Genomic DNA, 12,975 nt, shown 5'->3' with positions numbered 1-12,975 from the left:
GTTTCTTTCTCCAGTAACGCAGTGAAGATCAATTCGAGTGAAGGAGGATCAAATCAGTCGGGCTTCTGACATTGTTCCACCCTCCGCCAGAAAATGATGAGTCCGATGACGCAACCAGCGATGAGGAAGTACCAGTTCCAAGGAACGATCGCATACGGCTCAAAGCCTCGAGTTTCCATCAGAGAGAGTGCCGAGGACATCGGGTTGATGATCAAAGCTGTCTCAACGGTTCGAAAACCGAATGGAGCGTCTCTTCCGAGCCAGATCAAAATTGGAAGCGCTGTGACCGCAGTCAGAATGCAATACGAGGTGAGCGTCGCAGGCGTGCTTTTGCGAAAGAACGATCCAATCGCGGCACTCACAACGACCGTGAAGATCGACGACAGAACGAGGCTGCCGATGACGAGCAGGATTTGTTGTTGAAGGATTGGTTTGACATAAATCATGACCAGGTAGCCGGGGAGAGTTGCCAGCAGAATCATCCCCATTGTCCAACTCACACTCAGGAGTTTTCCAATCACAATCGCCATGGACGATTGCGGTGTGATGCGCAGCATCGTCCATCCGCCCGACTCAATCTCGCCAGCGAGCAAACCAGCCGACATTCCCGGAGCCAACAACACGATTAGAGCCATTTGCAAAATGACGAGCAGTCCGCCGATCATCTCGACGGACCAGTCTTCAACTCCTGTTGCTGCAAAGTAGGTCAGCGCGATCGAAGCAACGGCACAGACGGCGATGAGTCGCAGCATCCAAGTGGCTCGTCCGAATTTGCGAGAACGAAACTCCTTCGCGAGAACCGGATTTGACCAGTCGGCGATGCCTGCTGAGCGTTTTTGCGGATCGACGAGAAAGAAAACTCGTCGCGACATCCGCTGGGACAGTTCGAGATCGTCGGTCATCACTCCAGAGTCTCGTGACTCATCAAAGATCGAAACACTCAAACGTCTGATTGTCAGTGCTGCGAAAGCAAGTGTCGAAAGACCAGCGACGATTAAGTATCTCCACACCGAGTTGGCATGCGAAACGATCCCCTGCCCCGCCACATCTCCATGTCCTAAAACCTCAGACAACGCAGGAAGCGGAGAGAGGTGTCGTAGCCAGTCAGCGCCGATGGCAAGCAGGCGATTTTCAGACCCTTGGAGAATCTGATACGGCCCCAACGCACCGACAACCAGAAGCAGCGTCAACGCGTAAGAAGTGCGCACAGCGGAGTCAATATTCTTGTTGTAGCTGCTGACTGCCAATGCGAGTGCAGAGATTTGAATTCCAGCGACAATCAAAACCAGATAGAGCGGAATCAGATCACCGGTCATGGTCATCCCGCCCATTGCATAACAAGCCCCTGCAGCGGGGAGTGTCATCATCAATGAGAGAATGAAGAGCGCGACCGCTCCGACAAGCTTGCCCACGTAAATAGTGATTCGTCCAAGCGGTGTGTGGAATAAAAGATTGAGAGTCCCTTTCAGACGCTCACGCACAATCGAGACAGCAGGTGTCACCGGCGTCAGCAGGCAAACCAACGCTCCCAGCCCATAGCCAAAGATGCTGAAGACTTCCTGTGCGCGTCGACCCGACTCAGAAACGACTGCGTCAGTCGGCCATTGAAGAACCACCAGCAACGATGTCACGAACGCGGGAGCCAACATCAGAATGATCGACCGCGGCGAGCGAAAGGTCGTCATCAGTTCACGATCAACGACGGGATTATTCATTCCGCACCCCCGCCAGATGCGACGACACTTTCAGTTGCCGGCGACTTTTGTTCTTCAGACTTGGTGACACTCATGAATGTGTCTTCGAGGTCGACTTGAACTTCACGGAACTGCACGATCGACAATCCCTGAGTGATCGCCTGGCCCAGCAAGCGTTGCATCGCTGCATCGTCCGCGGTTGTTTGAAAACGGACGGTCGATTCCGTCTCGGAGGCTTCAACATCTGCTTCGAGTTCAGGTTGTTCATTGATGAGTCGAGTCACTTCTGCAACATCAGACGTGTCGGTCACCAGAACTTCAAAGACACGTTTCTGATGAACTTGTCGCAGGACGTCATCCAAAGTTCCGAAGGCACGCAGCTTCCCGGAGGTGATCACAGCGACGTCGTGACAGATGCGTGACAACTCCGGAAGGATGTGGCTGGTCACAATCAGCGTTTTCCCCATCTCGGCAAGTTGCAGCAGGAGTAGACGCATTTCGATCCGCGCCTGTGGATCAAGCCCGTTGGCCGGTTCATCGAGAATCAGCAAGTCCGGGTCGTGAATGAGCGTTCTGGCAATTCCAACACGTTGACGCATCCCGTGAGAGAGGCTTTCAACAAACAGATCTTTCATTCTGGTGACGCTGGCAGTTTCCATCACTTCTTCAATTCGGCGGCGCCTTTCTTTGCGTGGAATCCCGAAGGCGGCACCGAAGAAATCGAGGTACTCGCTGACACGCATGTGTTCGTAAGATCCAAACGTATCCGGCATGTAGCCGACGAGCCGTTTGATCTTGTGCGCCTCACTTGTGCAATCGCACCCAGCGACTTTGGCTGACCCGGATGTCGGTTTGGAATGGCCCACAAGTATTTTGATTGTTGTAGTTTTTCCTGCGCCATTTGGCCCGATGAAACCAAGAATCCGGCCCCGTTGAAGCTGTAAGCTCAGATCGTCCAGAGCGACGAAATCGCCGTACCTTTTGGTGACGTGATTGATTTCAACTAAAGGCTCGCTGTCGTTCATATGATTCACTGTCACGAAGTCTGATTGCGGGAAACGGCGGGGAAAGTTGAGGACTGATCGGGATGTATCAGGTGATCTCAGAAAAGTATTTATCGAGCGACAAATTCTCCTTCGAAGGTCACGTCGTTGATGCTCCATCCCAGAGCATTCTCTCCGTCACCCTCAATCTCTTGTAATGGGGGGCCGACATGGAGGATCAAAGTCAGGAAGTCTTGAGAGTCTTCTGAGAAGAACATTTCGTCTTGTAGAACAACCTGTTTTTGTCCGACGGGACTCGTCCATGTCGCGGCTTCGACTTCTTGTCCGTCAGGTCGGATGACGAGTAGTTTGACATTCCGGTTTGCGACTCTCAGGTCCAGAGTTGCCCTGATTTCGGAAACACCGATCGGACCGACGTCGGTCGGGAGAAAGCACTGGAGTGTGGTGTAACTCTCCTGAGACGTCGAAGCTCTCCAAGCTCCATCCTGATTCACATACACCGTCGATGTCCCATAGAGTGGATGGTTGACAGCTCGATAGCCGATCATGGCAGGAGAAGCGGCGAAGGATGAGCCTGGCGCTGGTGCATGAAGACTGACCGGCACGCTGTAGAGTGCATCGCCGACCCGGCGTTTGGCAGAAAGGTCATCGACTTCAATCGGCGAAGAGTCAGTCCAGAAATACAAACGTGGTGTATCGGGAAGTCGCCGGTGGGTGAGAAAGAGGTCTTTGGAAACGGTGACGTACCGTCGCTCACGATCCCCGAGAACATCCCCGGAGACAAATTGATCGTCGGCAAGCGTTCCGCTGAGTGGGCATCGAATGGCTCCGTCGTCAGCGAATTCAACTCTCGCAAAACGCCCCCCCGGGAAAGCTATGAAACTCTCTCGAATTTCGGAGTCGGGCATATTCGTCAGCCGACCTGAAAGTCCGTCCTCTCCAAAACTCAGCACAGCAGCCGTCGGCTGGTCATCTTGCATGAGTTGAAATTTCGCAGTTTGAACTCCTGCGGGGATATCCAGATTTTCCCAACGCACTGATCCGGCGTCAGTCCAGATCATTCGTTTTGCAGCTCCCGGAAGACTCGGCTCGAACTCGTAAAATCCATCAGCCTGCAGTTCAATTGGAATGTCGCCTGCATCATCTCGATAAATGGTGCGGGCACCTTCCAGAAGTCGATGTCCAGACTCATCTGCCTCGGCGATATACATCGTCGCAGTCGTCGTTGGGATTGCCGTTCGGGAACTGGCCCCCATTGCGACAAGCGCCCCCATTGCTGCGAATGCGAGAAGCGGGGCGTAGATCGTCATCGACATCAACTGCTCACGCTTCCATTGCGTCAAACTGACGAGAATCAACGCAACGCAGAATCCGATCAGAATTGAGACGACCATCGATCGGCTCGGAATTTCGTAACCGATTTGGCTCGTTGTCGGCTCTGACCAGTCCGGTTCAGCGACCTTGATGAATGTCTTCGGTCGATAAAACCGCTCGCTGAGAGTGAGTCCCGCGCGGGTGAGTCCCGGTTTCTCTTCGCTTCGACGTGCTTCAAGATGTTTGGTTAAGTGCCATGCAGGAGCACCAACTGTCGTGACAAGAATTTCTCCGCGTCCGAACGTTTTCATCAGTGCGGCTGGCCAGCCCTGACAGTCGAGAATCGTTTCGAACTGGTCCGCCAGGACGTTCACCATCGGGACAGGAGTTTCGTAAACGACTTCGCCGGCGTCTCCAGAATTTGAACTGCCGGGATGCGTAACAATGCCGATGGAATCCAACTCCGTTTCGTCCACAGTAACGAGACTTCCACCATCGGTGAGCAGCGAATTTGCGAGAAACTCTCCCGTCTGGTCGAGCATGATCCAAAGTCGACCACCGGAGAAAACCCACTTCCGGAGCGCATCAATTGCTTCCGGATTTGTTTCCATTTCTCGTGAAGCCAAAACGAGGTGAGTCAGCCCGTCGTAATCCATGACTCGCTGGGAGTTCTCTTGTCCTCGAATCGCGTAATACGAGATTTGATTGTAATCTGTGATTGATCGAACCAGCGACTCCGCTTCCATCTTCCCATGGTCGGTCAAAATGAGAGTTGTGGCTGCATCGCGCGCACAGCGAATCGGACGTGTGTTGATTTTTCCTTCGCCGAAGAATGTGACTGCCGTTTCCACTCCGTTTTCTTCAAGCAGAAACATTGTTCGCAGCTCGGCGTTCACCGGATCGCTCTTAGGACTTGGAAGAGCCGGTGTTCGGACGAGATAGGAACCACGTCGCACAGAGTTTGCGGGCAGCCAGAGTCTTCGTCCATAGCTTTGACTCGCTTCCCCATCCAGCGACGATGTGATCAGAACCGTCTGGTCTTCATCGGAAGCGTTTCGTGCAGAGAATTCGATGGGGACCCAAGTGTTGAACGGCGAACTGATGCGTCCCGGGACGGTCACTCCGTTTCCGAGCGAAAACCCGTCTTGTCCCCGCAATCCGTCGACAGGCAGGCAGAGAATGAAGACAAGCGAGAGAGGAATGATTGATCGCACGTTGTACCTGGGGATGAGTCCATGAGAACGAGACCTATTGGCAGATTCAGATCCTAGAGAAATTGACATGCTGATTCCATTCGATCGGCGAACTCGCATTCCGAGTTTTCTGCAAAGCCACAAAACATGGTTGAAGATCTTGCCGCGAAAATTATCTCAGCGAAATTGAATTCAAGATTGCTTTGAACCAAAGTCATCCTCATTGCGTTTCCGTTGCAGCACCAATTCTGTGTTGAATCAGTTCGCGCCCCGTCACAAACGCGACTGTCCTTACTTGCCGAATAGAATTGCATCGCCCTACTCTGCTTCGCGATCGATCATCGTGTCGTCAATCCAGGTAGAGCGTACTGCCACGGACGATGAGCATAACAAGAACGTTTCCCATGTGATTCGGAGTTCAAGATGACCAATGAATCGCCTGCATCGAAGAGTCTCCTCGGTCGCTGGAATGCGATTCCGCTCTATCTCAGAATTCTGATTTCCATGGGAATCGGATTGGTCGTTGGCCTCCTCATGGGCGAGCGTGCCATCATCTTTGAGATCCCCAGTCAGGTCATCTTGAAGTTGCTCTCAGCGCTGGCTCCTCCGCTGATCCTGATTGCGGTCACACACGTCCTGATGACGACTGAAATTTCCAGCAACAAAGCTCTTCGTTTAGCCAGCTTGCTGATTCTCAACACAACTGTCGCCATCTTCATCGGTTTAAGTGTCGCCAACTTCATGCAGCCCGGAGCGCAATCGGGGGAAGAGCAATCATCTGAGGTCTCTCTGGAAGAAGAAGACGCTCACAAGTCGCCCATCGAACTTCTCGTCTCCAATATTCCCAAAAGCCTTCTGGGACCGCTGGGTGACAAGCAGAATGTGATCGGGATTATCATCATCGCCGTCGCGTTCGGAACCGCACTCCGCAGCTACCGCGATCGACCGATTACGAATATTGTCGATCTCGTTGAAATCGCTTACGAAGTGCTGTTAAAGGTTCTCCATTGGATTATCCAGCTCGTCCCGATCGGAGTCTTCGCGGTTGTGGCAACAACGGTGGGCGTAAAGGGACTTGGCGAGCTACTCAAGATGGGCAACTTCGTCGTCGCAGTGCTTGTGGCGCTCGCGCTGCAGGCTGTCTGGTATCTCATCCGCATCCAGTTCTTCTCTTGGGTGAAACCATTTGATGCGATTCGTGGTGTTCGAGATGCCATGATCATGGCATTCTCAACCGACAGTTCCACCGCAACGATGCCGGTCACTTATGCCAATCTTAAGGAGAACGTTGGAGTCTCGGAGGAATCCGCCAGCCTTGGAGCACTTGTCGGGGCCAACTTCAACAATGACGGAACAGCCCTCTACGAAGCAATGGCTGCGCTGTTTATTGCGCAGCTGATAGGGAGTGACCTCTCGATCGCTCAACAGGCGACGGTGGTGCTCACTTCGATCATCGCATCCGTTGGAGCTTCAGGAATTCCCGAAGCGGGGCTCGTCACCATGGCCCTCGTCTTCTCAGCCGTGGGACTTCCGATCAGCTACATCCCGTTGCTTTTGACAGTCGACTGGTTCCTCGACCGATGTCGCACGACGATCAACGTGCTTGGAGACGTCAACGTCGCCTGTTTGCTGGATGGTCGAACAAGACCTACGACGAAAGAACTAGAGACCGTACCGTTAAGCAGCGACGAGACCACCGGAGCAGAAGATGCGAGTGCAAATCCGTCTGCCAGTGACTGAAATTCTGTTCATGCAGCGATGAGGCCAAAGGCTTTGAGTGGCCCTAAGATGTTCGCTCGGGCTGCGGTGTATGTTTCGCCTGGCGTTGAGGGAGCTTGGACTCGCCAGCCGCTCGATTGCGAGGATTCGGTAGATCGAACTTCTTCAAGAAACGTGGACGGTCTTCTCGTCCTCCGCTCGTGTAATCGTCCCAGATGGATCGGGCGACCATTTCTTCATCGAGCCCTTGAACATCGATTAGAAAGTGAAACAAACGCTCCGCCAGACGAGTCAACGGAATTCCGTGCGACTGCGATTCGAGCGAGTAAAGCCAGTCACTGAAACTCAGGAACGCATCGAATTCTGAGTCTCGATTTTCCCAGATGAGGTTGCGCGACTGACGAAAGTTGCCGCTGTTGGCGACAAGATCCCAGTACTTCGCAAAGCGACGCATCCGCTGCATCGTCTCGAACGAAATCAGTCGATTGCTCAAAATCTCATACGGTGGAGCAGACTGGTAGATCATCTGCCATTCTTCATCGTGCCGCGTGATCGGAGTTCCTCGCAGGCGTTTCAGCATCCCGACTTGAATCTCTTGCGGATCGAGTCGAACGAGCCGATTAAATCCCTCACCGAAGCTTTCAAGCGATTCTCCCGGAAGGCCAACGATCAGGTCCGCATGAATATGTACGCCGGTCTCAGTCCGCAGAAAGTGGAAGTTCTCTTCCAACAGCTGATTGTTTTGCCGACGGCTGATGTACTTTCCGACAGTGTCATTAAACGTCTGCACGCCAACTTCAAATTGGAGAGAGCCGGCCGGAAAGCGAACGATTAGATCTCTGAGCGAGTCCGGGAGTCGGTCCGGAATCATTTCAAAGTGCAAAAACAGATCATCGCTCATTCGATCGAGGTAGAATTCGAGAATGGCGCGACTGACACGCATGTTGAGATTGAATGTTCTGTCGACGAATTTGAATTGTCGCACCCCTCGATCGTGAAGGTTTTGCATGGCTGCCAAGAATTCGTCGATGTCGAATTGGCGTACCGGGATCTCCAGCGCGGAGAGACAGAACTCGCAGGTGAACGGGCAGCCTCGGGAAGCTTCCACATAAATTACGCGCTGCAAGATGTCCTCTTCGGTATACAGCTCGTACGGCAAACTCACTTTCGGCAGTTCGGGAACTCCAGCGGCAATCCATTTCGGCGCGGCTTCTTCTGCGTTCAGGATTGCTCGACACAGCTTGGGAAATGCAAAATCGGCCTCGCCGGAGATGACGTGATCGGCATGTTCGCAAATGTCGAGGTTGTCGGCTTCGTAGCTGACTTCAGGACCTCCCAGCACAATTTTGATATCTGGAGCAAGCCGCTTCAGGTCGGCGACGAGTCGCGTCGTCGGTTCGAGATTCCAGATGTACACACCGAAACCAACGACCTTGGGGTGTTGTTGAAGAATGGACTCCAGAACATCACTCAACTGATCTTTGATTCCAAACTCAAGCATGACCGCTTGCGAGGCCAGTTCCTCCATATTTGCCATCAAATAGCGCAGCCCGAACGAACTGTGCCAGTAACGAGCATTCAAGGTGGACAGGACAATCGCAGACATAAAGAACTTTGTTTCAAAATTGCGCGGCGGACGTCGAGATTTCAGTTGGACGAACTGTTTGGCCGTTCGTAGGGTATCTATCTTACTACGTGATTGACATCGTCACAGTAGCACTCATGGTCAGTTCGAAAAGCCCTTGAAATGCTGTTCTGACAACAATCGGATGGTCCGCCTTTCGCTCTGTGTGACACGTATGATTTACGTCTATATCTTCGTTCTCTTCATCGCGAACCTTTGCTCGTGGGGCACGACATTGTTGATGGGACCGGGAAACTGGCTCATTCTTCTCTTTTCGGCGTTGTATGCCTATCTCCTGCCCCTGGAATTAGAACCGAGAGTCGGTTGGAAAGTCGTCGGAGTCCTCGCGGCACTCGCCGTTTTGGGCGAAGTTATCGAGTCCGCTGCCGGTGCTGCTGGAGTGACACGATTGGGAGGGACCCGGCGGGGAGCACTTTACTCCATCGTGGGAGCATTTGTCGGAACTTTCACAGGAGCAATCGTCGGCGTTCCGATCCCGTTCATTGGAAGTGTTGTTGCAGCTGTCTTTGGCGGAGCACTCGGCGCTTTCGGCGGGGCGTATCTCGGCGAACGAGAACGCCTGCATGGTGACCGCATCGCCATCGGAAAGGGAGCGTTCTGGGGACGACTCCTTGGGACGTTTGGAAAGCTGATCGTAGGCGCGATCATGCTCGCACTCGTCACGCTCGATTCCATCTATTGATTCAACCTCTCCTTCTGTCGCCAGCAATATGTGTGCTCTCACAGAGACAAAATGACGCGTGTCCACTTCGTAACAGTGAGGAAGACAAACGCGGGGACTTAAAGTGAAGAACCGAGTTTGCTCGACCCGAGTCCGCGCCCGGCGTTTTGACCGAAGACGTATTTCGGTAGCTGAAACTTCAGAAGCGAAGCAGCAGCATTGCTCCACATTCGTTCGCGGAGCTGCGTCGCTGCCTGCTGGATGGCGGCATCTCCAGTCACGCCGTCTTCAATGTCAACACTGCCGGTGTTGTTGGAGGAACTCGATCGCTGCCAGAGCGTTTGTTCGCCCTGGCGAATTGAAAGTGTCCACGTGACCCGTTCTTCGTCGAGATCGGAGTCTCTTGAGAACAGCGAACCGTAATGGCCAAGACTGATTCCGTCACCAGTTTTCCCATGCTCTCCTCGAATGACCAGCCTCAACGGAGCGGACGGATCGATGCGAACGTTATGACTGGCGAACTGTCGAGTCATCGCTTCTGAAACTTCCTGCGAGAACCCACCCCGGTTTGGAGGAGTCGGAACCTGAATGTCGAGGGCGATCGATCCACCCGGTTGCAGCAGCAGGTCGATCGGTGGATCAGCTGTCGCGAGCGCATTCACCAACTGAGAAGTCGGCAAAGTTGTACTCAGCAGTTGGTATGGATCGTTGGATTTAATCTGTGAGAGAAACCAGTTCCTCTCGCCACCTTGTGATGCAATTCGCAAACCTTCGAGGTTGTAGATCCACGCCACGGATTTCTTATCAATTGAGACCAGATATCCACCGTCAACAAGCACAAAGTCCTCTCCGTACCATTGCAGAGTTTTTCCGGACATCGGAAGCGGGAACGACGTCATTGGTTGCCCGGTGGCTGTGTCGATGACTGCCATTTCCCCGCCTCCAGGAGGAGAACTGAGTAACGCCAGCGACGCACCATCTGCTGAAAACGCAACAGCCGACAGTTTTCCTGAGAGTCCAAGCTGATCACCTCGTGCGAGGACATCGCCCGATTCCGTCGAGATGACTGTGAGTCCCCCCCCCTCCAGAAGTGCCAGCTGTTTCCGCCCCGGGCTAAAAACTGGCCAGTTTTGTACGGAGTCGAGGAAGACCTCATAAACTGCTTTTCCGTCCGGGATGGACCACAGCGTCAGCTGTTTTTCCGCCATTGTGTAGAGATGGTTGTCGTCCAGAAACTCGCACCACAGAATCGGGGCGCCACCGTCACTTCGTCCCTGATCATACGGGAAGAAGCCAGCGACGTGACTCTTCGATTCAAGGTCCCACAGGTCGAATCGGTTAAAGCCTTCGAGGTCTCGAGTGACAACAAATTTCCCGGAAGGAGAGATCCCGTGAAATCCTGAAGGGAAGGAAAAGTCGAACCGTTCAGGACGAGAGCCTGATGAGATGTCGCTGTATTCCACCCAGCTCTTCAGTTTATCGAGATCGGAGGTCTTGCCGTTCCAGACACGAATCGCCTGATTGGTATACCCCGCGACAGCCATGTTTTCGCTCGGAGTGAGGGCGACGTGATAGACATTCTGTCCGGTGAAACCGTTGATTTGACCCGTCGAAGCAGACAGGTTCTGAGCCGGATCGGGATGCAGGTTCCACAGCGGTTGCCGCTCGACATGCACGTATCGAACCTGTGAGCGATCTGTGACCGTCGCGATATTCTTCCCACCAGTTGGAGTGATCTCGAAAGGATTGTCAGCCACCATCGCTTCAGATGCGAGTTGCTCACTGTTCCAACGTGTCAGGTTTATCGGGACTTCTTCGAGGTCGAATGTGTCGAAGACATCGCGCTGAACGACTCCAATATGCTGGTCGCTCAACAATCCGATGCGATAGAGAACGTTTGACGTCAGGAACTTTTCCCCGGAACCGGTTTCGGTATTAAAGACGCCCTTTCCGTACAGCAGAATTCGCTTTCCGTCAGGGAACCAGTCGACAGCTGGTCCCTGATATTTTCTCTCGCCGTCGACTGCTCGACTCAGTGAGCCTTCGTTTTCATAGGAAGCCAAAAGGCGTCCCGAGACGATATCCCAGATTTGAATCCATGTATTCCAGGAACCATCCATCAAAACCGCGAGTTTGGTTCCGTCTCGCGAAAACGCCGAAGCGACGTGACTGATGGAGCGACTTCCCGACATATCGATCTGTGCGGCCGGTCGTCCGGTCGTCAGATCGTAGATCATGATGTCGTAAGCAAAACCTGCGCTTCCCGGAACGGCGAGATAGCGACCGCCAGGGCTGAGCGCCCAATTCGTTCCCGGATACCAGACGGAGCGTCGAGCATCGCGTCCGATTTCGATTGTGTGTTCAAGTTCGAGATTTGGAACTGTCCAAACTTTCGCCACTGCGCCATCGTAAAGAACGAGGCGGTTGTCTGCCCCGAACATCAAGTAAGCTGTTCCTCCGAGCGGCACCTCGTGTGTTGTTTGAGCGACGGGTTTCTTCTGATCAATGTCGTACAGGCCGATGATGTTCGTCTTCTCTGGCTGAGCAGCGAAGTAGCGTCCATCCGGGCTGAGTGCCATCAAATGGCTGTCCTGAAGCTGAAGACTCTTCACGACCCCAATTCGCTTCTTCGGATCAAGTTCCCAGATCACACGTTGGTGGCCAGTCCGTTCGTTGAGTCCCAGACCAACTACAAGCGACGGCATTTGCGGATAGAGAATTCTCAGCGGAGTATAAAACGCGCTTGGCGGCGAATCGGTCGAGGGGACATCAATTTCGAGGGCAGCTTCTTCACTCAATTCGTACGAATAGATCGCTGGGTCCGCCTGCATCTGCCACGGGACTGGATCTTTGCCGGGAGATCGCTGGCTGATGCTGCGGTACTGTGCTTCGCTGACCCCCAGTCCACGGAGATATCCGAACGAACGATTTGTGGGAGGGGCTCCACCAATCGAGGCGGGAGGGCCTGTCGTCAGTTTTTCGGCGACGGGAAGATTGCGTTGACTCAGATTCAAAGCACTTCTCGCAATCGAAATGCCGTCGCTGATGTCGTGCCCTCTCCCTCCGAAGCTCGCGAATGATCCGAACGAATTGAAGTCGTATTGCCGCTCCAAATGAAGTTCTGCGATTTCCGCGCGTTTGATTGCATTTAGCAAACTCTCCAGCACCTCACTCTTCAGCGTGCGGGCTTCCTCGGCGGTCGGAGCCTGCATGTTCGAGAGCTGGCTCTCAATGGGGCTCATCTTTTGATAGAGCTGCTCGGTTTGAGTGAGCTGAATGCTTTGCTTGCCGCTGCCAGCGAGTCCTTCGTACTCGTTACTCATTCCGTTGAGCAGGTTGGTGATTTCCCGAACTGCCTCTTTCAAGGCTGGGATATCGGCAGAGCCGCCCGATGCAAACGAAGACTGAGCACCGGTCACGAGCGAATCTGATTGGCTCGAACCGGTGGCGTCCGCATACGGATCGACTGCTCCGCCCGGATTGGAACCATCACCACACCCAACGGACAGAACGCAAATCAAAGTGATCGATAACACTGGTGAAGCACTGATTCTGGCTCGCATCATCCCAACTTTCGGTGTCGTCACGAGGTCGCTCCCAATTCCGTTGCTCAATTCAACTTCGCGTGCGGAACTTGCAGAAGTGTAGTCTTGCATTTGTAGGAACTCCTTTCAACTTCGATTCCGCTCAATTAAATCACAAGAAACCAATCTAAGTCGAAGCGGTTTCCAAATCGGCAGGCGGT

Annotated in this window: 7 protein-coding genes; 2 read left to right on the top strand and 5 right to left on the bottom strand. The window is 53.4% G+C overall.

Features of this window, described 5'->3' with window-relative positions:
• Positions 1-53: 53 nt before the first annotated feature.
• From AB1L42_RS02420 to AB1L42_RS02410, 3 genes are all read right to left on the bottom strand, one after another.
• A complete protein-coding gene (locus AB1L42_RS02420) occupies positions 54-1,715 on the bottom strand; it encodes an ABC transporter permease subunit (RefSeq protein ID WP_367050780.1) in 1,662 nt (553 codons plus the stop codon).
• Complete coding sequence (locus tag AB1L42_RS02415; RefSeq protein WP_367050777.1) at positions 1,712-2,719, bottom strand: ABC transporter ATP-binding protein; 1,008 nt, start codon at positions 2,717-2,719, stop codon at positions 1,712-1,714. The genes AB1L42_RS02420 and AB1L42_RS02415 overlap by 4 nt, the downstream gene beginning before the upstream one ends.
• Positions 2,720-2,808: 89 nt before the next feature.
• Positions 2,809-5,226 (bottom strand): hypothetical protein, encoded by a 2,418-nt coding sequence (locus AB1L42_RS02410; RefSeq protein ID WP_367050774.1) that lies wholly within the window; start codon positions 5,224-5,226, stop codon positions 2,809-2,811.
• 402 nt (positions 5,227-5,628) lie between these two features.
• Between AB1L42_RS02410 and AB1L42_RS02405 the strand changes: the two genes are divergently transcribed.
• The gene (locus AB1L42_RS02405; RefSeq protein ID WP_367050771.1) at positions 5,629-6,945 is read left to right on the top strand and encodes a dicarboxylate/amino acid:cation symporter; all 1,317 of its coding nucleotides are present in this window, start codon (positions 5,629-5,631) and stop codon (positions 6,943-6,945) included.
• 43 nt (positions 6,946-6,988) lie between these two features.
• Here the strand turns inward: AB1L42_RS02405 and AB1L42_RS02400 are convergent, their stop codons facing one another.
• Complete coding sequence (locus tag AB1L42_RS02400; RefSeq protein WP_367050765.1) at positions 6,989-8,530, bottom strand: DUF4080 domain-containing protein; 1,542 nt, start codon at positions 8,528-8,530, stop codon at positions 6,989-6,991.
• A gap of 163 nt (positions 8,531-8,693) precedes the next feature.
• On the opposite strand from AB1L42_RS02400, the gene AB1L42_RS02395 reads away from it, so the two are divergent.
• The gene (locus tag AB1L42_RS02395) at positions 8,694-9,251 is read left to right on the top strand and encodes a DUF456 domain-containing protein (protein ID WP_367050763.1); all 558 of its coding nucleotides are present in this window, start codon (positions 8,694-8,696) and stop codon (positions 9,249-9,251) included.
• Between the two features lie 98 nt (positions 9,252-9,349).
• Here the strand turns inward: AB1L42_RS02395 and AB1L42_RS02390 are convergent, their stop codons facing one another.
• Positions 9,350-12,886, bottom strand: coding sequence for a WD40 repeat domain-containing protein (locus tag AB1L42_RS02390; RefSeq protein ID WP_367050761.1), 3,537 nt, complete (start codon positions 12,884-12,886; stop codon positions 9,350-9,352).
• Between the last annotated feature and the right edge of the window lie 89 nt (positions 12,887-12,975).

It is taken from the genome of Thalassoglobus sp. JC818 (assembly GCF_040717535.1).
Lineage (GTDB): Bacteria > Planctomycetota > Planctomycetia > Planctomycetales > Planctomycetaceae > Thalassoglobus.
This window is presented reverse-complemented; position numbering and strand designations above follow the sequence as displayed.

Bases quoted from the DNA above. Each gene is read 5' to 3' on its own strand.
- AB1L42_RS02390 (WP_367050761.1), bottom strand. From the start codon at position 12,886: ATGCAAGACTACACTTCTGCAAGTTCCGCACGCGAAGTTGAATTGAGC.
- AB1L42_RS02400 (WP_367050765.1), bottom strand. From the start codon at position 8,530: ATGTCTGCGATTGTCCTGTCCACCTTGAATGCTCGTTACTGGCACAGT.
- AB1L42_RS02420 (WP_367050780.1), bottom strand. From the start codon at position 1,715: ATGAATAATCCCGTCGTTGATCGTGAACTGATGACGACCTTTCGCTCG.
- AB1L42_RS02415 (WP_367050777.1), bottom strand. From the start codon at position 2,719: ATGAACGACAGCGAGCCTTTAGTTGAAATCAATCACGTCACCAAAAGG.
- AB1L42_RS02405 (WP_367050771.1), top strand. From the start codon at position 5,629: ATGACCAATGAATCGCCTGCATCGAAGAGTCTCCTCGGTCGCTGGAAT.
- AB1L42_RS02395 (WP_367050763.1), top strand. From the start codon at position 8,694: ATGGTCCGCCTTTCGCTCTGTGTGACACGTATGATTTACGTCTATATC.